Below are 21,612 nucleotides of genomic sequence, written 5' to 3'. Positions count from 1 at the left end.
CCTCACCAGCTCGTCAGCACCAGATGGTTCACCACCAGCGCCGTGGCCGCCGATGCGGCCAGCCACCACCGCCGTCCCCGCTGCGGCAGCAGCGCCACCGCGGGCAGCAGCCACACCTCGAACGGTAGCCAGATGCGTTCGACCTCCGCCTTCGACAGGCCGGACAGGTCGGCGAAAGCGATCGTCAGCACCGCGGCCGCCACGATCAGGGTGACCGGCTCGCGGAACGACCGTTTCGGCTCGGCGAGGAACTCCGCGCCGGCGCGTCGCGTCCCGGCGATCACGGCCGGGCCGATCGCGATCAGCACCGCCGCGATGTCCGCCCACACCCAGTAGGAGTACGGGCGCAGCGTCGCGATCCCCTGGTAGTAGCGCTCGACCACGAGGTGATACCCGTCGAGCCACCAGAACCCGGTCAGCGCGAACGCCACGACGACCACGGCCACGCCCGCCATGGCGAGGAGCAGGATCCGCCACTCTCGGGTCAGCACGACCACGGCCAGCACGATCACCCCCAGCAGCACGAGACCGTAGGAGAGAAAAAGCCCGAACCCGAGCAGCAGACCGCCGGGGAGCGCGAGGATCCGCCGTCGCTTGGCGAGTGCCAGCAGCGCGATCCCGGTCGCCGTGACACCCGCGAAGAGACCGTCGGCGGAGACTCCGATCCAGATCGCGCCCGGGGTCAGGACGGCGAACGGCAGGACGGCCCTCGCGGCGTCCTGCCTGCCCAGCGCGGAGAGCGTCACCGGCACCGCGACCACGGCCAGGCAGCCGACCAGCACGACGAGCGCCGAGGCCCAAGCTCCGCCCTGCAGACCGAGCCTGTCGAGCCAGACGAAGACCAGTGTCGCGCCCGGCGGATGCCCGGAGACGTGCGTCGTCCACGAGTCCGGCTGGAAATCCAGGATGCGCGAGGAGAACTCGTTCAGCATCTTCGGGATGTCGGTGATCCCCGGGACCTCGTGCAGGTACTCGTGTTCCGTGGCGAGCCTGCCGGTGAAACCGCGCGCCCAGCCGTCGATCATCGCCAGCGAGAACGTCCACGCCAGCGCGGTCACGTAGCCGAGCGCGAGCAGCGGACGCCAGCTCAGCCGGGCGGCGAGCGCGGGCCCCCGAGTGACGACCAGGATCGCGAGCACGACGGCCGCGACCGAACCCGGCCCCACATGCGGCAGCCACAACCCGAACAGCGGAGGCGCGAAGGCGTAGATCACCACGCCGGAGCCGGGACGGTTGTAGTGAAGGCCGACCGCGATCGCGGCGGCGACCACGAGCATCGCCAGCCCCACGGCGATCAGATCGGCCCGGCGACCGGTACGGGAAGGGGCGGTGACAGTGGACATCACCGGCACCATAACCGCGTTCCCGCCGCCCGGCTGCTTGAAGGCGGAGTCCGTCAGAACTCGGTAAGAACTTCACCGACGTCATGATTCGGTAAGCACCACAAGGGTTTTCGTCCGTCCATCCCGGACTTAACGTGCGTTGCGTGAACGATGACCAGGTTGACGTCGTGCTCCCCTGTCTCGACGAGGCCGGCGCCCTTCCCGGCGTACTGGCGGCGCTGCCCGAGCGGTATCGGGCGATCGTGGTCGACAACGGCTCCACGGACGGTTCCGCCGGGATCGCGGCCGGGCTCGGGGCGAAGGTCGTCCACGAACCCCGGCGCGGCTACGGCGCCGCGGTGCACACGGGGCTGAAAGCGGCCACGGCGGACGTCGTCTGTTTCGCCGACGCCGACGGTTCTCTCGACCTCACCGAACTGCCGACGCTGGTGCGCGGACTCGCCGATGCCGATCTGACCGTCGGGCGGCGAGTACCGACCGGGCCGGGCGTCTGGCCGTGGCACGCGAGAGCGGGCAATGCGCTGATCTCGTCGCTTCTGCGGCACAAGGGATTGCCGGTCCGGGACATCGCGCCGCTGCGAGCCGTCCGACGGCAGGCGCTCCTCGATCTCGACGTCACCGATCGCGCCTTCGGCTACCCGCTGGAACTGCTGATCAAGGCGAGCCGCGCGGGCTGGCGGGTCACCGAGTTCGACGTGTCATACGGCGAACGCGCCAAGGGCACGAAGTCGAAGGTCTCCGGCTCGCTGCGGGGAACCTTACGCGCCACGCGGGATTTCGGGCGGGTGCTGAGCCGATGACCTTCTGCCTGTTGATCGTCGCCAAGGCGCCCGTGCCCGGTTTCGCGAAGACGCGGCTGTGCCCGCCCGCGACGCCGGAGCAGGCCGCCGAGATCGCGGCCGCCTCGCTGCTCGACACCCTCGAAGCCGCCCTTCTGACCCCGGAGGCACGCGTGGTCGTGGCGCTGACCGGCGATCTCGGCAAAGCCACCCGCCGCACGGAAATCGCCACAGCACTCCGAAAAACGGAGGTGATCGCCCAACGCGGTGAAGGTTTCGACATCAGGCTCGTCAACGCCCACGCCGACGCCCCCCGTCCCGGGGAATCAGTGCTGCAGATCGGGATGGACACGCCACAGGTCACCCCGGCCTTGCTGACCGAGGCCGCGAACCGGCCCGAAGATTCCGTCCTCGGACCGGCCGAGGACGGTGGTTGGTGGGCGCTGGGACTCAAGGATCCGTTGCACGCCAAAGCCCTCGCCGGGGTCCCGATGTCGCGCGACGACACCGGACGGCAGACCCTGCGCGCGCTGGCCGACATCGGCCTGCGACCCGGCACCCTGCCCACACTGTCCGATGTGGACACTGTCGCGGACGCGCGGCGAGTCGCGGCGGCGGTACCGCACGGCCGGTTCGCCCGAGCGGTGGCCGAAGTCCGGTGACCGCCTTCGACCGCGGCCTGCTCGGCCACCGCTGCTGGCTGGAACTGGCGACCGGCGAACGCGTCGACCTGCCGGTGGACCGCTGGACGGCCATTCCCTGCGAAGGCGATGACGTCCTCCTCGACGCCTGTGACGGCCCGACCCTCGACGTCGGCTGCGGTCCCGGCAGGCTCACCGCCGCGCTGTCCGAACGCGGCGTCGCCTCGCTCGGCGTCGACATCTCGGCCACCGCCGTGCGGCTCACCCACGCCAGGGGCGCCGCCGCGCTCCACCGCGACGTCTTCGACCGGCTCCCCGGCGAAGGGCGCTGGCGGCATGTCCTCCTGGCAGACGGGAACATCGGCATCGGCGGCGATCCGCACCGCTTGCTGACGCGGATGGCGGAGCTGATCACCGACGGCGGGACCGTGCTCGTCGAACTCGACCCGCCCGGCCGCGGCGTCCGCCAAGGCCGGGTCCGCCTGCGACCGGACGACGACGGCAACTGGTTCACCTGGGCGTGGGTCGGCGTCGAAGCGATCGCGGATCTCGCCGCCCGCACCGCGTTCCGGGTCGCCTGGGCCACCAGCCACGGCCGCCGTTGGTTCGCCTGCCTGGAGAAAGCATGAACACACCTTCGGAGCGCGTGACGTCCCGGATCGGGCTGGCTCTCGCCGTCACGTTCACCCTGTGCTTCGTCACCGGCCTGATCAGCCATTTCATCCAGCATCCGCCGTCGTGGTCCGGCTGGCCGAGCCGTCCGGTCTGGCTGTACCGGGTCACGCAGGGCACGCACGTGCTCTCCGGCATCGCGTCGATTCCCTTGCTGCTGGGCAAACTCTGGAGCGTCTACCCGAAACTGTTCGAGCGCCCGGTGATCCGTTCGCTGCCACACGCGCTCGAACGCCTGTCGATCCTGGTGCTTTCCGCGGCCGCCTTCTTCGAACTCGTCACCGGCCTGTTCAACGTCGCGCAGAACTACCCGTGGACGTTCTACTTCCCGCAACTGCACTACGCGGTCGCGTGGGTGGCGATCGGCTCGATCCTGGTGCACATCGCGGTGAAACTCCCCATCGTCCGCCGCTCGCTCACCCAGGCGCCCGAACCCTCGCGGCGTGCCTTCCTCCGCACGACCTGGCTGGCCGCGGGTGTCGCCGTCGTGGCGACAGCCGGAGCGACGGTTCCTTTGCTGCGTAACGTCTCCGGTCTTTCGTGGCGCAGCGATAAGGGACCGCAGGGGCTGCCGGTGAACCGGACCGCCGCCGCGGCCGGTGTCCTGGACACGGCGAAAGACCCGAACTGGCGGCTCTCGGTCGTGACCCCGAACGGCACGAAGACCTATTCGCTGGAAGAACTCCGCGCCCTCCCGAGGACTTCGGCCGAGCTGCCGATCGCTTGCGTCGAAGGATGGAGCGAGTCCGCGCGCTGGAGCGGAGTCTCGCTGCCGGAGTTGTTGCGGCACGCCGGAAGCACGCCGGGCACGCCGGTCCGCGTGTTCTCGCTGGAGAAGGCCGGGCCCTACGGGATCAGCGACCTCCCCGGCGAGCACACCGCGGACGAACTCACCCTGCTGGCGCTGGAACTCAACGGTGAAGTGCTCGACGCCGACCACGGCTTCCCGTGCCGGATCATCGCGCCGAACCGGCCCGGCGTCCTGCAGACGAAATGGGTCACCCGCTTGGAGACACTGTGAAGACGCTGCGGCTGTTGCTGTTCCTGCCCGGTCTGGGCGCGCTCGCCTGGGGCGCGACGTTGTTCGCCGAGTACGCCTTCCCGCTGCGCCCGGACGTCTTCGGGACACTCGGCTGGCTCGCCGGCGGTCCGCTGGTACACGACCTGCTGATCGCGCCGCTCGTCGGCGCCGTGGGATTCGCCCTGAGCAGGGTCCTCCCGGAACGGTGGAATACCCCGGTCAAGACGGGCGCGGTACTCAGCGGCGTCCTGACGCTGCTCGCGTTCCCGTTGCTGTGGCGTCCATTCGGCGGCGCCCGGAACCCGGGCTTGCACGACGCCGACACCGTCACCGGCCTGCTCGTCACCCTGGCCGTCGTCTGGCTCGGCGTGCTCGTGGCCGTTTTCCTCCGCCGAAAGCGCGTTATTGAGGGGTAGGGCAAAGGTGGCGTGGTGGGCTCGTTTGCCTTACCCCTCGATAAAAGGGCCACGCGCGACCGGGATTGGCAGCCGGTCGCGCGTGGCCTCTGGTCCGGCCCGCTGGGGGTTCGAGCCGGGGTTTGGTCTCGGCCGCGCACTGCGGCCGAGCGTTGTGGGGCTAGTTCGGGGTGACGGGCTGGCCGCCGAGGGTCACCTCGACCACCTTGTCACCGCTCAGGGTGAACTTCACCTTGTCGTTCGGCGCCCGGGTGCGGATCTCGGCGACGAGCGCGTCCGCGTTGGGGATCGACCGGTCGTCCAGCTTCGTCACGACGTCACCGGATTTGAGGCCTGCCTTCTCCGCGGGGCTGCCCGGCGAGATCTCACCGAGCTGCGCTCCGCCCGTCGGCGCCGTCTGCACCCGCGCGCCGATGAAGGTCTGCGTCGCCTGGCCGGTGTTGATGATGTCGTCGGCCGTGCGGCGCGCCTGGTCGATCGGGATCGCGAAGCCGATGCCGACGTTGCCGCCGCTCTCGCCGCCCTGGCCCTGCGCGGACTTCGGGCTGTAGATCGCCGAGTTGATGCCGATGACCTGGCCGGCCATGTTCGCGAGCGGGCCGCCGGAGTTTCCGGGGTTGATCGCCGCGTCGGTCTGCACCGCGGACATCACCGTGGTCTGGTCGCCGTTGCCACCGGCGCTCACCGGCCGGTTCAGCGCGCTGACGATGCCCGAGGTGACCGTGCCCGTCAGTTCGAACGGCGAACCGATGGCGACCACCGGCTGCCCGACCCGCAGGTCGTCGGACCGGCCGAGCTCCACCGGGGTCAGGCCGCTGACGCCGCTGACCTTCACCACGGCGATGTCCGTCGTGGGGTCGCGGCCGACGACGGTCGCGGTGCCCTTCTTGCCGTCCTGGAACACCGCCTGGATCTGCCCGCCACCGGCGGCGACCTCGACGACGTGGTTGTTGGTCAGCACGTAACCGTCGGTGCTGAGCACGAAACCGGAGCCCTCGCCCGCACCCGACCGCCCGGACACCTGCAGCTCGACCACGCTCGGCGACAGCTTCTGCGCCACGGATTCCACCGAACCGGCGGGCAGGTTACCCGTCTGCTGAGCGGGCTTCGGCGCGTCGAGCGCGTTCACGGAGGCGCCACCGGACCCGTCGCCGGTGAGGTAGCCGACCGTGCCTCCCGCGACACCACCGACGACCAGCGCGATCGCCGCGACACCGGCGAGCAGCTTGCCCGAGGTGGACTTCGAGGACTGGCGCTGCTGCGGGACCGCGTAGACCGACGGGCCCGGCTGGGTGTACGGCGTCTGCTGGCCCGGGATCTGGTGTCCCTGCGTGAACTGGCCCTGCGTCTGGTGCTCCTGGACTGGCGCCTGCTGGGTCTGCGTCTGATGGGTCTGGGTCTGTGCCTGGGGCGACCACGGGTTGTACTGCTGTTCCGGGGTGTAGGCCTGCTGCGCTCCGGTGTGCGGAGTGGCATGGCCGCCGAGGCCGGTCGCGTCAGGCTGCCGCGGCGCGGACTGGGCCGCCCAGCTCGCGCTCTGTTCCGCGTCCGGCTGAGCGCCGGCGGGCCGCGCCTTCTCGGCGTCCTGGCCGCTGGGGTCGTTCTCGGTCATGTCTTCACCTTGCGGGATGGTCCTGAGAAGTTCCTGAGCCAAAGCTGTGCATCGCACATGAGTATGGCCCCGTCAGCGGGTGGCGCGCAGCCTGTCCGCGATCTGTTCGGGGGTGGCGTCGTTGATCCACACGGCCATCCCGGACTCCGACCCCGCCAGGTACTTCAGCTTGTCCTTGGATCGCAGGACCGAGAACACCTCCAGGTACAGCCAGCCGAGTTCGCGATCGCGTTTGGCGGGCGCCTGGTTCCAGGCCGCGATGTAGGGCAACGGCCGGTCGTAGAGCCCGTCGCAACGACGAAGGACTTCGAGGTAGACGTCGGCGAAGTCGTCGCGTTCGGCGTCCGACAGCGCGGGGATGTCGGGCACCTGCCGATGCGGCACGATCTGGACCTGCACCGGCCAGCGCGCGGCGGGCGGCACGAACGCCGTCCAGTGCTCGCCCGCGACCACGACCCTCGCCCCGGACGCCCGCTCGGCGGCCAGGACATCCCCCATCACCGGACGGCCGTGCTCGGCCTCGTAGGCGCGGGCGACCTCCAGCATCCGCTCGGTCTTCGGCGTCACGAACGGGTAGCCGTAGATCTGGCCGTGCGGATGGTGCAGGGTCACACCGATCTCTTCGCCGCGGTTCTCGAACGGGAAGACCTGCTCGACACCGTCCATCGCGGACAGTTCGGCGGTGCGGTCGGCCCAGGCGTCGACGACCGCGCGGACCTGCTTCGCCGTCAGCCCGGCGAAAGAACCGTCGTGGTCACTGGTGAAGCAGACGACCTCGCAGCGGCCGACGCCCGGCGCGACCGGCACCAGTCCCGCACCATCCACTGTGGACGCTTCGCCGATGACGTTGCGGGCGAAGGAGGGAAAGCGGTTCTCGAACACCGCGACGTCGTAGTCCGGCTCCGGGATCTCGCTGGGCTTCCCGGGTTTCGTGGGACACAGCGGGCACAGGTCGGCGGGCGGTTTGTAGGTCCGCGTCTGCCGGTGCGCGGCCATCGCCACCCATTCCCCGGTCAGCGGATCGCGCCGGATCTCCGACGCCGCGGCGACCTGAGGCAGGTCACGCGTGTCCTCGGCGGCGCGTTCGGGCGCGCCGGGTGCGTCGAAATAGATGATCTCCCGGCCGTCGGCCAGGTGCCTAACCGTGCGCTTCACGCTTCTTCAGCCTCAGCCGTCTCCGCCGTTTCGGCGATCATCAGCTCACCCGCCTGCCCGGTGAGCGTTTCCCTTGCGTTGTCGGACAAACCGTCGTCCGAGACGACGACGTCGGCCTCTTCGAGCCCGGCGATGGTGGAGATGCCGACGATGCCCCATTTGGTGTGGTCGGCCAGCACGACCAGCTTGCGGCCCGCTTCCACCAGCGCGCGGTCGGTCTCCGATTCGGTGAGGTTCGGCGTGGTGAACCCGGCGCCGTCGGCCATCCCGTGCACGCCGAGGAAGACGACGTCCAGGTGCAGCGACCGCAGGCTCTGCACGGCGACCGGCCCGACGAGCGCGTCCGACGGGGTGCGGACACCGCCGGTGAGGACCACCGTGCGATCCGGCTGGTTCGCGCCGCGCAGCACGTCGGCGACCTGGATGGAGTTCGTGACGATGGTCAGGCCGGGGAGTTCGTCGAGTGCCCTGGCCAGGGTCCACGTGGTGGTGCCGGCGGAGATGCCGATCGCGGTACCCGGCCGGACCAGCCCGGCCGCGAGGGCGGCGATGGCCTCCTTCTGCGCGCGCTGGCGCACGGATTTCGCCTCGAATCCGGGCTCGTCGGTGCTCTTGCCGCCGATGGAGGTGGCGCCGCCGTAGACCTTCTCGACCAGACCCCGGCTCGCGAGCACGTCGAGATCGCGGCGCACCGTCATGTCGGAAACGCCGAGCCTCGTGACGAGATCGCTGACCCGGACCGCGCCGGTCCGTCGCGCCTCCTCGAGGATCACCGCCTGTCGTTGCCGCGCGAGCACGAAGCCTCCCTGCATCAACCACACAAAATCCTACACGATCAAACATGGGCGCGACGAGCCGAGCCGCCTGCTCGAAGACGGTCCTTCGGTTTTGGTCGAAGCGGAGACGGGACCTGGTCGTCCTCGCGGATCCCGAAGGCGTTACTCCTCGCCCGTCTCCTTGACGCCCTCGAGCGGGACGCCCCGGAAACTCAGCACGAAAAGCGACACAGCGCCGAAGAACAGCGCGATGTCGGCGACGTTCCCGACGAACCAGCCGTTGTAGTCGATGAAGTCGACGACGTGACCGCGCGCGAAACCGGGCTCGCGGAACAGGCGGTCGCCCAGATGTGTCGTCGCGCCGCCGAGCAGCAGCCCGAGCGAGATCGCCCAGGCCGCCGAACGGACCTTGCGGGAGATCCACAGCAGCGCGACCACCGCGACCCCGGCCAGGATCGCGAAGATCCAGGTGGAGTTCGCGCCGAGCGAGAACGCCGCGCCCGGGTTGTAGAGCAGCCGGAACCGGATGAAGTCGCCGATCACCGGTATCGGCGCGTGGTCGGTGAGGGCGTCGACGGCCCACCATTTGGTCAGCTGGTCGGCGGCCAGCAGCACCGCGGCCACCAGCAGTGTCCACAGCAGACGGCGGGGCGGCATCTCAGTCGCGTTCTCGGTGCTCATCACCCGTCAGAGTACGGGCGACGCCGAGCGCGTTGAGCGCGGCGGGGAAACCCACGTAGACGGCGAGATGCAGGATCGCCTCGACGGCCTCCCGGAGCTCCCCCGCGTCCCGCGCCTCGCGAAGGACGTCGGCCAGCTCCGGCGCCACACCGCCCTTCGCCGTGCCCACCGCGATCCGCCTGAGCCGCCGGGTCGTTTCGTCGTCCTGATCCAGGTCGCCGCCGACGTTCGTCACGGCGGTCTCATGGAACCTGAGTTGCGCCTCCGCGTAGCCCAAGGCCTCCAGCGCGGCGACCGTCACCAGTTGCCGCTGCGCCAGGGAAAGCCCTGGCCGTTGGTAGACGCCGCCGTAAACGAAGGCGACAGCTTCCCTGCCGTAGTCCGTCGCGTCGACGGCGTCGAACAGCTCCAGCACGGCGGGGTCTTCGACGCCGCCGAGAAGCCGGAGCAGTTCGAGGCCCTTGTCGTAGTCGCCCATCAGGCCGGGGCTCCCGGGAGCCGCAAGGTCATCAGCGCACCGCCGGCGGGAGCGCGTCCCGCGTAGACGTCACCGCCGTGCCGCTGCGCCGCGTGCTGGACGATGGCGAGACCGAGCCCCGAACCGGGCAGCGTCCGCGCCTCCGACGAGCGGTAGAAGCGGTCGAACACCTTCGGCAGGTCCTCGTCGGCGATGCCAGGTCCGGAGTCCTCGACCTCGAGCACCGCGGTGCCGTCGCCGACCGGGTACAGCCGGACCCCGACCGTCGACCCCTCCGGCGAGAACTTCACCGCGTTGTCCAGCAGGTTCAGCACCGCGCGTTCCAGCGCGCTGGTGTCGCCGGTCAGCACCCACGGCTGGAGCGAGACGTCGAACTCGATCTCGCCCGCGCGGCGGCGCGCCCTGTCCAGCGCGCGCTCGACGACGTCGACCATCTCGACTCGCTCGTGCTCGATCCGCGGCTCGTCCTGGCGCGCAAGTTCGACGAGGTCGCCGATCAGCTGGGTCAGCTCGTCGAGCTGGCCGCGGATGTCGGCCTCGATGTCGCTTCGGTCCTCGTCGGACAGCGTCCGCGCGCCCGGTCTGCTCGCGGACAGGAGCAGTTCCAGGTTCGTGCGGAGCGACGTCAGCGGGGTCCGGAGTTCGTGACCGGCGTCGGCGACGAGTTGCCGTTGCCGTTCCTGCGATTCGGCGACCGTGCCCAGCATCGTGTTGAAACTCTGGGTGAGGCGGGCGAGTTCGTCGTCGCCGCTGACCGGGATCGGCCGCAGGTCACCCGTGGTCGCGACGCGTTCCGCCGCCGACGTCAGTCTGTCGACCGGCCTCAGTCCCGCTCTCGCGACGGCCGTCCCCGCGGCCGCGGCGACCAGGATCCCGGCGCCGCCGATCAGGAACAGGACCACCGAGAGCTCGTTCAGGGTGCGTTTGGTCGGGCCGAGCGACTGCGCGAGCACCATCGCCTGACCTGCCCCCTGCGGGAGGGCGACGACCCGGCTGTCGGTCTTCGGGTCGGTGCGCAGGGAGAACGCCTTGTCCCCCGAAGCGACCGCGATCTCGTCATCGCCGTACGGCGGGCGGCTCCCCGACTGCGGATAGGTCAGCCGGACCTTCTCCCCGACCGTCAGCTGACCGATCTGCAGGTCCGCGCTGGCCAGGAAGGCGCCGGGAACCTGCTGCAGTTCGGTCTGCACCTGCGGCGAGTCGACCGCGGCCTGCGCGCGGGCCAGCAGGTTGTCGTCCACCTGCTGGTAGAGGTTGTCACGGACGACGAGGTACGCGCCGAGCGACACCAGCGCCACCGCGCCCGCCACCGAAGCGGCCGCGAGCAGCGTCACCCGGCCGCGGAGCGAGAAGCGCCGCGTGCCCCAACGGTCACCGCGCGGATCCTTTTCGGACACGTCGACGACCGGGGCCGGCTCCGTCACGGCGGGGTTTCCCTCAGTACGTAGCCCACTCCCCGCACCGTGTGGATCAGCCTCGGTTCGTTCCCAGCCTCGGTCTTTCGGCGCAAGTAGCCGACGTAGACCTCCAGCGCGTTGCCCGACGTCGGGAAGTCGTATCCCCATACTTCCTCCAGGATCCGGCTGCGGGTCAGAACGTGCTTCGGGTAGGAGAGGAACAGTTCGAGAAGGGCGAATTCGGTCCTCGTGAGACTGATCTCCCGCCCCGCCCGGCGCACCTCGCGCGTCCCCGGGTCCAAGGTGAGGTCCGCGAACGAGAGGATCTCGGCGTTCTGTCCCGCCTGCGGATCCGGGATCGCCCGGCGCAGAAGCGCGCGAAGGCGAGCGAGAAGCTCTTCGAGCGCGAAGGGCTTCGGCAGGTAATCGTCGGCACCGGCGTCGAGGCCGGAAACACGGTCCGAAACGGTGTCCCGCGCCGTCAGCACGAGAATGGGCAGGTCATCACCGGTGCTTCGCAGCCGTCGGGCGACCTCCAGGCCGTCGAGTCGCGGCATCATCACGTCGAGGACCATCGCGTCGGGTCTGTTGGCGATGATCGCTTCCAGGGCCTGCGCGCCGTCCCCGGCCAGTTCCACCTGGTAGCCGTTGAACTCAAGGGATCGCCTGAGTGATTCACGGACGGCCCTGTCGTCGTCCACTACGAGGATGCGCATGACCACAGTCTTACGCAGAGTGCTGAGACTCGCCTAAGAACACACACAGAACCAACAAAGGAAATCCGGCAGTCCAGAAGACGTTTCAGCCGGTCTCGGGCCCTTTCGCAACGGGTGCGTTCCATCTCCGCCACAAAGCGAGCATCCGGACCCCCACCACGACGGCGGCTGCTACCACCGTCACCGGCCCCGGCGGCAGTCGCAGAGAGTGACCGATCACCACGAGCACGGCCCCCGCGAGCGCCGCGACCGCGTAGATCTCCTTCCGCAGCACGAGCGGGATTTCCCGGAGCAGAAGATCACGCACCGCACCACCGCCGATACCCGTCGTCATGCCGATCAGGCACGCCGCGTAGGGAGTCGCTCCCGCGTTCAACGCGATGGTGGTCCCCGCCGTCGCGAACACCCCGAGCCCGAGCGCGTCGGCCAACAACACGGCGCGTCGCAGCTTCGCGATCTGCGGATGGAAGACGAACACGACCAGCGCCGTCCCGCCGCAGACCGCGAGATACGGCCAGGTCCGCAGGGTCGTGGGCGGTGTGATCCCGAGCAGGACGTCACGGATGACCCCGCCGCCGAGCGCGGTGGTCAACCCGACGACCACCACCCCGAAGACGTCCAACCTGGACCGCACCGCCGCGAGCGCCCCCGAAGCCGCGAACGCGATCAAGCCGAGGAACTCGAGCGCGGTGAGGATCATTACTGGTCGAGCAGGCCACCGCGGTAGGCCAGCAACGCGGCCTGCACCCGGTTCGCCGCGCCGATCTTGGACAGGACGGCCGAGACGTAGCCCTTGACCGTGGCCTCGGACAGGTGAAGACGCCCGCCGATCTCCGCGTTGGACAGCCCCTGCCCGATCAGCCCGACGACCTCACGCTCTCGTTCGGACAGCGACGCGAGCAGCTTGCGCGCCGGCTGCGCGGCCCGCTGCTCGTCCCGATGCGACTGGACCATGCGCGCCGCGACCCCCGGATCCAGCACCGCTCCGCCGCGGGCCAGGTCACGGACCGCGCGCAGCAGCGCCGCCGGGTCGATGTCCTTCAGCAGGAAGCCGTTGGCCCCGAGCCTGAGCGCGAGACTGACGTAGTCGTCGATGTCGAACGTGGTCAACATGGCCACGGTCGGCGGATCCGGCAACGCGAGGATGGCCCTGAGCGCGCGAATGCCGTCGTCAGGCGCCCGCATCTTGATGTCGAGCAGCGCGACGTCAGGGTGGTACCGCCGGGCGACCTCGACCGCTGATCTCCCGTCGCTCGCCTCGCCCACGATCTCGATATCGGCAGCGCCCGACATCATGGCACGCAGGCCCGAACGGACCAGTTCCTCGTCGTCGGCGAACATGAGCTTGATCAACGAAGCCCTCCGGCAGCCGGGGGAGCGGCGTCTCGCGTCCCGTTAACGAAGATTACCTACTGTTGTTCAGGGTTTCGAAACCAGACACGTACGAGTGACCCTCGCGGGTCATCTGTGTCGATCTAGGCGTCGATTCAGCCCCTGTTTTGTCGGCCTTGAGTGTCGCCGCTCATGGGCTGATCCGCAGGTCGAGTGTCACTAGGCGGCCAGTGTCCCTCCTCGGCCACGTGCCCTCGTGGCGCTTGCGGCGCAACCGCCGTTCGGGGCATTTCGGGCTTTCACCGACCTGACCACTGGGCCGTCCGGGGTGTGACGGCGCCCTCTCGACTCCTCCGGGTAGCTACACGGTAGGCTGCACCTGGCAGTACATGCCCTCGTAGCTCAGGGGATAGAGCACCGCTCTCCTAAAGCGGGTGTCGCAGGTTCGAATCCTGCCGGGGGCACCTCTAACTTGGGCCAAACACCGTCCCGGCAGTTGCGCTGGACGGTTTAGTTCCAAGAACTATGTCGAGATCTCCGCGCGACGGTAAGTCGCGGCAACATTGCCTCCTCCTGCGGGTGCCCGCAGCTCCATCAACCGCCTCCCCAACGCCGTCCCTCCGGGCGTGGCTTAATGGCGGCACCGATCCTCTCATCACCGCGCACATGGTCACCCCGCTGGGCCATCGCACTCGACGACGCGGAGGCCGCCACCCGTCGTGCAGCCGCTACTGGAACACCCGCGGCTCTCCGCGAGCACTCCAAAGCTGCTAGCTCATTACTACGTCGAACTCTTCCGCTGCCGCGACCAGTTCCGCTTATACGGGACCGACGCACCACTGCAGACCCGTCACCCCCGCCACGGTATGCAAGATCCACTATCTGCTCGATGGCGTCTACCACCGCGCTACCCGCTAGGGCTGGATCGACCACAACCCCAGCTCGGACGCCGAGACACCCCCGAACCTCGGGCCATGGTCATAGACGCCAGCCAGGGCGAACTCTGCCCATTGCGCTGGCGCCACTTCGACCTCATTCGCGCGTGCTGGTCATCCGGGCCAGCTAGCCGTTGGTGTCAGCAGCTAGTATCTCCACTACGTCCAGCGGGATCTCGAATCTGATCGCGATAACGTCCTGATAGACGGGCGTCAGCATCGGTTCGACCCCTTCATCTAGCAACCCCTCGCTTTGCAGGTCACGGGTAATTCGCGCGGTTGGCCGGGTGAAACCGCGAAGCATTCGGTCCTTATGGAAATCCCCGATTTCGTAAACCTTCTCCCTGTCGATAAGTCCGCCCTGGCTGGCAGCAAACCGGATGACTTCGGCTTGGACCGCACCCTCGACGTCAAGGCGTCGCAACAGTTCGCGGACCGCTTCCGCCGACCACCTGGGTTCTTCCGCCGCGATGCTGCCTCGAGCAACGTCGGACGCAGCCTCCTCGCTGACCGTGACATCGAGCACGGCGGCATGCTCGATGAGCTGTACCGGTCGAATCAAAAACAGCCCGTGCTCGCTGTAACCCGAGAACTCATCGATCAACTCGGATCGCGGCCCCATTAGAATATTTCGATGTCTCCACCACCAGTCCTCTTTTTCATCGCCGGTGACGATGACCAATGGCAGATCGCGCAGCTTGGCCTCGAGCACCGATTGATACCAGACTAGATAATCCCCCGAGGCGCCGTCTTCCCCAGGCCCGCCTTCTTTCTCCGCATCCTTGTATCCGGGCGGGATATGGCTTATGACCCGGCGTCGCGCCTCAACCACCGCATTCTGGTGCTCGTCCTTTGGCAGCCGAGGCCCGACCTTACCTTGGAGTAACTCGCGCAACATGATGACGACCGAGTCGGTCGCGGCGCCATAGGTGACCCTGCCGGCCTGGCCAGCCTCGGCATCGATCAACTCAAGGGCTTCAGAGAAACCCGCCTTCAATCTGCCTCGAACACGATCTTTGATCTCGGCTGGAACCGCCGTCTGCTTGGCCCAGACGTCGAGCCCGTGCAGGGTTTTCTTCTCGTTATCCTGGAGTGTCCTCCGGACATCTTCGGTCGCCTTGTTTCGGTCATCGATCGCCGCACATCGGTTGCGCCAGAACTCTCGAGCCGCCTGATGACTCACCCAGACCCGGTCGCCGACTGCACGAAGTACCTCCAGCAGTGCGCTTTGGGCATTGGGGCTGTAGCGGTAGAAGTTAAGCAGCACGTTGGCGTCAAGACTCAGCAACCCACCCACCATGGCACCACGGACGTCGTCGTCCGTTTGCGGGATCAGGCCATCGAATCCGCCGTCGAGCGGGCCGTTAGCGGGCGCCATCGCCAACTCCGAAAACCTTCATGACTTCGTCGCCATAGTCGTTGATGACCTTGACGGCGATCTTACCGGTTTCCGGCTTGGCGAACGGCTGCGAGGTTATGGAGTATAGCGACTCCCATGCGTCAGCGTCGATGTCGGCCTTGAGCGCCCTTTTGAGTCCCTTGTACGGGTCGTTGCCGCCCGTGAAATAGCAGTGACGAACGAAGAAGGACTCCTCGTTGTAGTCGGTATCGATCATCCAAAGGGCAATTTGCCCAGTGTCCTTGCTGCGCACTTCGCCGGTCGTCGGATCGTAGACATCGACGCCGTTCAGATGCACGACGAGGCCGTCCGCGGTCTCATCGAGCTCGATATCTGGTTCGCCGAATACCGTGAAGAGGTTGCCAGCACCGGTTTTTTTGAGCTCCTCGCCCATCAGCAGGTCCGCGTTCATCCGTACCATCAGGGTCGGGATCCGGCCCAGTTTGCGGATGGCCGCCACGTTCGCGAATCCCTCATCAGAGGCTTCCACGGTCACACCGTCGTCGTCGGTCAGACCGGTGACCTGAGCGTCAAACGCGAATCCCAAGATGCACAGCAGGTCGACATCTTCCGCATTGATCGCCTCGCGAGCCGCCTTCTTGACGTAGGACGGGCTCACAGTGCCGTACTGTGGCCCGATCGCGAGGGCCACCCGTGTCGCTTCGTCACCTGCTTGCTCACCGACCGCCTGAATGTACTCACCGGCGTAGCTCTCGAAAGACGCGAAAGTGATCCGCTCGGAACGGGTGCCATTCTGAATACCGGCCTTGGCAAGGTTGTCGAGGATCGACTGTTCGAAGTTCGGTGCGTCCGCGTCCTTGGCCGCCTCGGTCTCGCCACCCGACTCATGGGTCGTGTCGCCAGATCCGCCCGGGAAGGCAAGCGAACGGTGCGGGCTCAGCGACTCGACGGTGAACGGCCCGGAAACTCGGAGCCTTTTTTTGTTTTCGTAGGGTTTGTCGTAGAGCAGTTCGAAGTCGGCGTGCCGCTTAATCGCGACATCGATCTCCGAGCGACTCATGCCTTCTTTGATGTCGGGGTTGTTCGCAATCGACTTCAGCGTGACGTGCTGGACTCTCTCGTACACAAAGCCATGTCGGATGTCGTCAGTGAACTCTTGCTGCGGCAGCGTCTGCGCCGTCATTGACTGCGCTTTTGCGTGCCCTTCAGCTGAGTCTGCGAGCAGATACCATGGATACTTTGCCCCCATGATTCGCTGCCTCGCGAGGGTCAGCGCGACACGGGAGGTGTCGATCGTGATCCACCGGCGGCCCCATTGCTCAGCTACGAATGCTGTCGTACCGCTTCCGCACGTGGGGTCGAGCACGAGATCTCCAGGATCTGTGCACATCAACATACAACGCTGTATTACTTTTGTGTTACTTTGAACTATGTAGATCTTTTCTTCTGTGAAAGAGCCTGTTCCAACATCGGTCCAAACATTGTTGATTGGCATGGCTGGAAAGTCGTCCAGAAAGCGGACATACTGCAAGGTGCCGTTGCGGGTAATAAAAATTCTGTCAGCAGCAACTAGGCGATCCATGCCACTTCGGCTAGTTTTCCATCCGCTCTTGCCCACTGGGTAAACTGTGTCGTTGATCTTGACGTCAAAGAACTGCGGTGCCCCCGAGCTTTGAGACGTCAGATTGTCTGGGCGAAATAACCTAGCCCCTTCAGGAAGCAGAGAAGGCTCATTCAATTCGTCTTTTGTTGCGGCCCGCGAGGACCCGTCAGGGAGCCTAACTCGCTTGTATAGATCGCTACCCTGACCACGAGACTTGCCGGTAAGGATCTGCCGATATTTCAGCTGTTCACGATCCTTCCCGTACCAAATTATATGATCGCTGACACCTGCAAGCGCAAGAGTTCCACCCGAAGGGCTCCCCGCGCCGCTAGTTGTCTTGAGGACAATTTGGCTGATGAAGTTCTCAGAGCCGAACACCTCATCCATCAGGCTTCTCACGAGATGGACGTTTTCATCACCAATCTGGACGAAGCAGGACCCTGACTCGGTTAACAAGTCGCGAGCCGCGAACAGGCGGTCACGCAAGTAAGACAAGTAGGATTGAATTCCATCTTCCCACGTATCCCGGAACGCCTTAATTTGTTCGGCCTCGCGGGCGGCGTCCTCGAGCTTGCCGTCCTTGACGTCTCGACTCCTGGCCGAAGCCTGCCAGTTGGAGCCGAACTTGATGCCGTATGGCGGGTCAAGATAGATCATCTGAACCTTGCCGCGTAGCCGCTCCCGCTCGGCGAGTGAGGACATCACCTGAAGTGAATCACCGAGGATCATCCGGTTCGACCAGTTCGCATCGTGGCGATAGAAGTCGATCTGGTCCATTTCGTCCAGGCCGTCGAAGGACTCGAAAAGCGCGAGTTCCGGCTGTTCCGCTTCATGCTCGGAGGTGCGCCGGAGGTTCTCGATCAACACCCGGGGGTCGATTTTCTCCTGGATGTAGATCGGCGGCGCATCGGTGACGAGATCGTTGTCGGTCGAGTCCGCGTCGCCGATGGGCGGGTACTTGCCGCGCCAGACCAGCTGCGGGTCGAGTGTCTCGTCCCGAGAGTAGCGAACCTTGCGAACCTCTTCCAAAGTCGGGTCGACGAATTCGTGTGCGTCGGCCGTCGGAATGTTGGTGCGCTTGTCGCCGTGCTTGATTGCGTCGACGGGGGTGGGCCCCTTGGCTGCCTGCTTACGCGCCACGAGCGCTCCTCACATCCCTCTCAGAGAAATCGAGCAGATCTGGATCGCCGATGATCGGCAAATCTCCATACAACGCCTGTATCGCCTCGGCGAGATGCACCTTGAAGGTCAGAGGGTCACGCATCTCGATGAAACCCCAGCGGCCGAAGCCTCTATGGTTGTTCACCGAAGCGCACCACGATTCCCGCGCCGTCGTCGCCTTGACCTGCGTGGGCCCGGGACTCTTCCGACTTCCCGACACCTCCACGATCAGCATGCGATCGAAATCTTCGCCCTCGAGCGGCTGGAGGCGCACCAGAAAATCCGGCAGATAAGTGTGCGTTCGTCCTTTGTAGACGTACGGGATAGCGAAGCCGAGATGGTCGTTCTTGACATACGACCTGACGTTAGGGTTCAGCTCCATTTCGGCCGCCAGCAACTGTTCCCAGGTGTTGCCGTCTCTGCCGTCCAGGGTTACGTGCGAGACCTCTGACTTATCCGTTCTCACCGTGGCCTTACGTGTGTGGAAATACACGTCCTTGGTCGAACCTCGCGGGGTGAAGCGGTTCAGCATCGGCCGCAATCGGCCCCGACGGTCCGCCACCCGAGTGATCGCTTCCCAGATCTTCTCCGCGGCCTCGGCCTGTGCCTCGGTGATGGTCATCAAATAGCCGAGGTTGTAGCCGTCGGCCAGGACGACCCGCCGGCTGATCCACTCTCGGCAGATGTCGGCAAGTCGAGGGAACAGCCAGGGCCGCCTGTTGCCGGCGGTCGTGAACTGGTCGTCGAGAACGCGTTTCGCGAGCGCGTAGGCAACTTCCTGCGGACGGTATTCGCGCTCGTCGCCGCCTTCCCGCTCACCACTGCCGACGACCCCTTTCATCTCGACCCAGCGGGGAACTGTGTTGGGGCCGATCTCGAACGTGGACGCCTGCTCGAGGTCGAGCCAGATCTGCTCGTCTGGCAGCTCCACGCGGTAGCCGAGAAGATTAGGGAAGGTGATGCGCAGATGCTCGCGGCCCGCGAGGGCTTCGACCTCCTGGACCGGTCTCGGTGGCGCTGGCTCTGTTGTCGGTTTGTCCGACGAAATGAACTGGAACGGAATGCCGTAAACGTTGGCGTACTCGGGCTCGAAGTAGCCTGCTTTGTTGACCGCGTACGACCTGCGGCGCAGGCCCCGGCCGACGACCTGCTCGCAGAGAAGCTGGCTGCGGAAAGCGCGGACGCCGAGGATATGTGTGACTGTATTGGCGTCCCAGCCTTCGGTCAGCATAGAAACGCTCACGACGCAACGGACCTGCTCGCCAAGTTTGCCCTTCTTGCCGACGGTATTCATCACCTCGCGAAGAAGTTCTTCATCGGTGATCTTCTCGACGTCTGCCCCGGGATAGCGGCGGCGATAGTCGGCCTTGAAGGCAGCGATCTCGGCGCCGGCGTCCCGTTTGAAGACGGGATTCATGCCTTCACCGGACTCGAGCTGAGCCGAATCAATGAGGATCGTGCGCGGTCTGGCCAGCGGCTTACCCTCGACTACGTTGCTGAGCAGGCTCAGATTGCCAGCCTTGTGCGCGATAACCGTATCATTGGCGTCCAACACCTGTTCGCCCGCGATCCAGTCGTAGACGAGCTTGCTCACAGTGGTGTTAGGGCAGACGACAATGAACACTGGCGGCGTCTCGTCTTGCTGTTGAAGCGAGGCCTCCCAGTGTTCGAAGGCCCGCCGGTAGCTCCGATGCAGGCTCCGCAACGCACCCTCGAGTTCCGGAGGTGGCGCCCAATCCTTGACCTTGTTCCGCGCCGTTCCCTTAGGCAACTGGTTGCCCACGAAATCCCAGAGGCGGAGATAGACCACCAGTTCGTGGTCGGCGTCGTCATCGACTGGGGTTCTCGGCACCTTCACGATGCCCGACTCAATCGCGTCCATCAGGGAGAAGTCACTGACGGTCCACGGGAACAGGTGACCCTCGTGATAGCCGGATCCATTGAGGTAGAACGGCGTCGCCGACAGGTCGAACACCTGCTTGATCCCGATGTGCCGCGCGATGGCATGCAATCCCCGAAACCAGACTCGGGCCTGATCATTGGCCTCTCGCTGGTCCTTGCTGAGCTGACCGGCGTTCGCGTCCGCCGGGATCGGCCGGTCCTGGTAGCAGTGATGCGCCTCATCGTTGAATACCATGATCTGTTGCTTGTCGGCACCTCCTCCGCCGAGATCGCGCAATACCCGGCTGACCATGGCCTTCGGCGTCTCCTTGAACGCGTCCTCCGTCCGATCTCCTTTGAGCAAGAGTCGAGTGTTCCTCGAAACGCCCTTGATCTCCTTGGCGTCTTTGAGCTGGAAGGCGTGATAGTTGGTTATGACGATCCTGGCGTGTTCCAGGCCACCCTTGAGGTCAGCCGGGATCAGCTCCCGCTGGTCGTAGTAGTTCTCTGGGTCTTCCGGCAGCAGCACGCGGAGACGATCCTTGATCGTAATGCCGGGCGCTACGACCAAGAATCGGTTAGTGAAGCGCTGATCCCGGGGCGACTGCACCTTGTTGAGGGTCTGCCAAGCGAGCAGCATGGCCATCACGACGGTCTTGCCGGAGCCAGTGGCCATCTTCAGAGCCATCCGTGGCAGACCGCCGTTGTGTGCCGCGTTCTCGGGTTCCAGCCGCTTTCGCCAGTCGGCGTACCCGTGGCTACGACCGGCCACCTCGGCCAGGAAGATGGCAGTCTCGGCAGCTTCGCGCTGGCAGAAGAGAACTCGGTTCTCTCGCGCGGGGTCGGCCCAATGTTGGAGCAGCTTACGGCTGATCGGGCTGACACCGGCGTACTCGCCACCCCGGCGCCACTTGGCGAGATCCCGCCGGATGTCGTTGATCAGACTGTTGCGCTCACGCCGTTCACCGGTGGCGTCGAAGTCGAACTCGACCTGCGCCGGGTCATCTTGCCCACGCCTGCGCTTCTTGGTGGCGGCGATCGGGACGAAGGACTCGCTCGGTCGGCGACCGACCTGGATTTCTCCCGTCGGCCCCTGCGGTCCGATTGCATAGTGCCGGTCCGGCTGCTCGTACGGCGAATTGAGGATCGGATTGTCGATCGGTTTCGTCATGCCAGCGCTGCCCCCTCCCTCTCCATGGTCAGCATGCTAGTGGGGACTTGTGTGCAGAAGGGCGCGCAGCACCGACCGTGCCCCCATGACCTCGAGGCCGTAGCTGGACGCGTTGGCACATGGTCAGGCCACTCCCGGCCGAGTGGGGTACGCGGACTACGCAGGGTCACGGGAGGTCAGTCGGTAGCAAGTCTTGATCGGTTACAGCATCGTCACCACTTGCCCGCGCAAACGCCTGTGTGGTGGCCGCCTTGCAGACGTCGTCCCCGAGCAGGTCGCGTAGTCACTCTTACTCAGAGCCCAGCGTGCGCACTCACACTAGTGAGCTACAACCTGACCATGAACCGGGGGTGGAGATGCCCGCTGACGCATCGCGCGAACCATCTGTAGCCGAAACGCTCCCCGGCCCGGTGAACCGCATCGGGGACCGCGATCCACTAGCCTGGTCTGAACGGTCCGACGGACACCGAGTCACCTCGTTG

At 66.3% G+C, this 21,612-nt stretch carries 18 protein-coding genes and 1 tRNA gene; 6 read left to right on the top strand and 13 right to left on the bottom strand.

Features of this window, described 5'->3' with window-relative positions:
• Nucleotides 1-2 precede the first annotated feature (2 nt).
• On the bottom strand, nucleotides 3-1,355 hold the full coding sequence (locus tag H074_RS03860) for a hypothetical protein (protein ID WP_007028705.1): 1,353 nt from the start codon (nucleotides 1,353-1,355) through the stop codon (nucleotides 3-5).
• A gap of 131 nt (nucleotides 1,356-1,486) precedes the next feature.
• On the opposite strand from H074_RS03860, the gene H074_RS03855 reads away from it, so the two are divergent.
• The 5 genes from H074_RS03855 to H074_RS03835 are packed head-to-tail and all read left to right on the top strand — an operon-like array spanning nucleotide 1,487 to nucleotide 4,872.
• Nucleotides 1,487-2,143, top strand: coding sequence for a glycosyltransferase family 2 protein (locus H074_RS03855; protein ID WP_007028704.1), 657 nt, complete (start codon nucleotides 1,487-1,489; stop codon nucleotides 2,141-2,143).
• Nucleotides 2,140-2,784, top strand: a complete 645-nt coding sequence (locus H074_RS03850) for a TIGR04282 family arsenosugar biosynthesis glycosyltransferase (RefSeq protein ID WP_007028703.1) — start codon at nucleotides 2,140-2,142, stop codon at nucleotides 2,782-2,784. Before H074_RS03855 ends, H074_RS03850 begins: the two co-directional genes overlap by 4 nt.
• Nucleotides 2,781-3,392 carry a methyltransferase domain-containing protein gene (locus H074_RS03845; protein WP_007028702.1) on the top strand — a complete coding sequence of 204 codons (612 nt, stop codon included), beginning with the start codon at nucleotides 2,781-2,783 and terminating at the stop codon, nucleotides 3,390-3,392. The genes H074_RS03850 and H074_RS03845 overlap by 4 nt, the downstream gene beginning before the upstream one ends.
• Entirely contained in the window at nucleotides 3,389-4,456 is a 1,068-nt protein-coding gene (locus tag H074_RS03840; RefSeq protein ID WP_007028701.1) for a molybdopterin-dependent oxidoreductase, read from the top strand. Before H074_RS03845 ends, H074_RS03840 begins: the two co-directional genes overlap by 4 nt.
• Nucleotides 4,453-4,872 (top strand): hypothetical protein, encoded by a 420-nt coding sequence (locus tag H074_RS03835; RefSeq protein WP_007028700.1) that lies wholly within the window; start codon nucleotides 4,453-4,455, stop codon nucleotides 4,870-4,872. Before H074_RS03840 ends, H074_RS03835 begins: the two co-directional genes overlap by 4 nt.
• 160 nt (nucleotides 4,873-5,032) lie before the next feature.
• Here the strand turns inward: H074_RS03835 and H074_RS03830 are convergent, their stop codons facing one another.
• The 9 genes from H074_RS03830 to H074_RS03790 all read right to left on the bottom strand — a co-directional run bounded on the left by H074_RS03830 (nucleotide 5,033) and on the right by H074_RS03790 (nucleotide 13,040).
• Nucleotides 5,033-6,484, bottom strand: coding sequence for a S1C family serine protease (locus H074_RS03830; RefSeq protein ID WP_007028699.1), 1,452 nt, complete (start codon nucleotides 6,482-6,484; stop codon nucleotides 5,033-5,035).
• Nucleotides 6,485-6,556: 72 nt separating this feature from the next.
• Entirely contained in the window at nucleotides 6,557-7,639 is a 1,083-nt protein-coding gene (gene galT / locus H074_RS03825) for a galactose-1-phosphate uridylyltransferase (protein WP_007028698.1), read from the bottom strand.
• Nucleotides 7,636-8,451, bottom strand: coding sequence for a DeoR/GlpR family DNA-binding transcription regulator (locus H074_RS03820; RefSeq protein ID WP_007028697.1), 816 nt, complete (start codon nucleotides 8,449-8,451; stop codon nucleotides 7,636-7,638). Before H074_RS03820 ends, galT begins: the two co-directional genes overlap by 4 nt.
• A gap of 126 nt (nucleotides 8,452-8,577) precedes the next feature.
• The gene (gene lspA, locus H074_RS03815; protein ID WP_007028696.1) at nucleotides 8,578-9,096 is read right to left on the bottom strand and encodes a signal peptidase II; all 519 of its coding nucleotides are present in this window, start codon (nucleotides 9,094-9,096) and stop codon (nucleotides 8,578-8,580) included.
• The gene (locus tag H074_RS03810) at nucleotides 9,074-9,574 is read right to left on the bottom strand and encodes a carboxymuconolactone decarboxylase family protein (RefSeq protein WP_007028695.1); all 501 of its coding nucleotides are present in this window, start codon (nucleotides 9,572-9,574) and stop codon (nucleotides 9,074-9,076) included. Before H074_RS03810 ends, lspA begins: the two co-directional genes overlap by 23 nt.
• On the bottom strand, nucleotides 9,574-10,998 hold the full coding sequence (locus H074_RS03805) for a HAMP domain-containing sensor histidine kinase (protein WP_007028694.1): 1,425 nt from the start codon (nucleotides 10,996-10,998) through the stop codon (nucleotides 9,574-9,576). The genes H074_RS03810 and H074_RS03805 overlap by 1 nt, the downstream gene beginning before the upstream one ends.
• A complete protein-coding gene (locus H074_RS03800; protein ID WP_020631674.1) occupies nucleotides 10,995-11,687 on the bottom strand; it encodes a response regulator transcription factor in 693 nt (230 codons plus the stop codon). The genes H074_RS03805 and H074_RS03800 overlap by 4 nt, the downstream gene beginning before the upstream one ends.
• Before the next feature lie 85 nt (nucleotides 11,688-11,772).
• On the bottom strand, nucleotides 11,773-12,387 hold the full coding sequence (locus H074_RS03795; protein ID WP_007028692.1) for a trimeric intracellular cation channel family protein: 615 nt from the start codon (nucleotides 12,385-12,387) through the stop codon (nucleotides 11,773-11,775).
• Nucleotides 12,387-13,040 (bottom strand): response regulator, encoded by a 654-nt coding sequence (locus H074_RS03790; protein ID WP_005155565.1) that lies wholly within the window; start codon nucleotides 13,038-13,040, stop codon nucleotides 12,387-12,389. The genes H074_RS03795 and H074_RS03790 overlap by 1 nt, the downstream gene beginning before the upstream one ends.
• Nucleotides 13,041-13,410: 370 nt before the next feature.
• Between H074_RS03790 and H074_RS03785 the strand changes: the two genes are divergently transcribed.
• A tRNA-Arg gene (locus tag H074_RS03785) sits at nucleotides 13,411-13,483 on the top strand.
• 598 nt (nucleotides 13,484-14,081) lie between these two features.
• On the opposite strand, the gene H074_RS03780 is transcribed toward H074_RS03785, so the two are convergent.
• From H074_RS03780 to H074_RS03770, 3 genes are read right to left on the bottom strand one after another with little or no spacing between them, the layout of a single operon-like run.
• The gene (locus H074_RS03780; RefSeq protein WP_007028691.1) at nucleotides 14,082-15,332 is read right to left on the bottom strand and encodes a PIN-like domain-containing protein; all 1,251 of its coding nucleotides are present in this window, start codon (nucleotides 15,330-15,332) and stop codon (nucleotides 14,082-14,084) included.
• Nucleotides 15,319-18,057, bottom strand: a complete 2,739-nt coding sequence (locus tag H074_RS03775) for a site-specific DNA-methyltransferase (RefSeq protein ID WP_007028690.1) — start codon at nucleotides 18,055-18,057, stop codon at nucleotides 15,319-15,321. Before H074_RS03775 ends, H074_RS03780 begins: the two co-directional genes overlap by 14 nt.
• On the bottom strand, nucleotides 18,047-21,130 hold the full coding sequence (locus H074_RS03770; RefSeq protein ID WP_007028689.1) for a BPTD_3080 family restriction endonuclease: 3,084 nt from the start codon (nucleotides 21,128-21,130) through the stop codon (nucleotides 18,047-18,049). The genes H074_RS03775 and H074_RS03770 overlap by 11 nt, the downstream gene beginning before the upstream one ends.
• Between the last annotated feature and the right edge of the window lie 482 nt (nucleotides 21,131-21,612).

The sequence above is a fragment of the Amycolatopsis decaplanina DSM 44594 genome, from assembly GCF_000342005.1.
GTDB classification, from domain to species: domain Bacteria; phylum Actinomycetota; class Actinomycetes; order Mycobacteriales; family Pseudonocardiaceae; genus Amycolatopsis; species Amycolatopsis decaplanina.
The sequence above is the reverse complement of the archived record's forward strand: the minus strand, read 5'-3'. Positions and strand labels throughout refer to the sequence as shown.

What these genes read in the sequence shown, in the direction of transcription:
- H074_RS03800 (WP_020631674.1), bottom strand. Translation starts at nt 11,687, where the DNA reads ATGCGCATCCTCGTAGTGGACGACGACAGGGCCGTCCGTGAATCACTC.
- H074_RS03830 (WP_007028699.1), bottom strand. Translation starts at nt 6,484, where the DNA reads ATGACCGAGAACGACCCCAGCGGCCAGGACGCCGAGAAGGCGCGGCCC.
- H074_RS03810 (WP_007028695.1), bottom strand. Translation starts at nt 9,574, where the DNA reads ATGGGCGACTACGACAAGGGCCTCGAACTGCTCCGGCTTCTCGGCGGC.
- H074_RS03795 (WP_007028692.1), bottom strand. Translation starts at nt 12,387, where the DNA reads ATGATCCTCACCGCGCTCGAGTTCCTCGGCTTGATCGCGTTCGCGGCT.
- H074_RS03780 (WP_007028691.1), bottom strand. Translation starts at nt 15,332, where the DNA reads ATGGCGCCCGCTAACGGCCCGCTCGACGGCGGATTCGATGGCCTGATC.
- H074_RS03840 (WP_007028701.1), top strand. Translation starts at nt 3,389, where the DNA reads ATGAACACACCTTCGGAGCGCGTGACGTCCCGGATCGGGCTGGCTCTC.
- H074_RS03850 (WP_007028703.1), top strand. Translation starts at nt 2,140, where the DNA reads ATGACCTTCTGCCTGTTGATCGTCGCCAAGGCGCCCGTGCCCGGTTTC.
- H074_RS03820 (WP_007028697.1), bottom strand. Translation starts at nt 8,451, where the DNA reads ATGCAGGGAGGCTTCGTGCTCGCGCGGCAACGACAGGCGGTGATCCTC.
- lspA (WP_007028696.1), bottom strand. Translation starts at nt 9,096, where the DNA reads ATGAGCACCGAGAACGCGACTGAGATGCCGCCCCGCCGTCTGCTGTGG.
- H074_RS03860 (WP_007028705.1), bottom strand. Translation starts at nt 1,355, where the DNA reads ATGGTGCCGGTGATGTCCACTGTCACCGCCCCTTCCCGTACCGGTCGC.
- H074_RS03770 (WP_007028689.1), bottom strand. Translation starts at nt 21,130, where the DNA reads ATGACGAAACCGATCGACAATCCGATCCTCAATTCGCCGTACGAGCAG.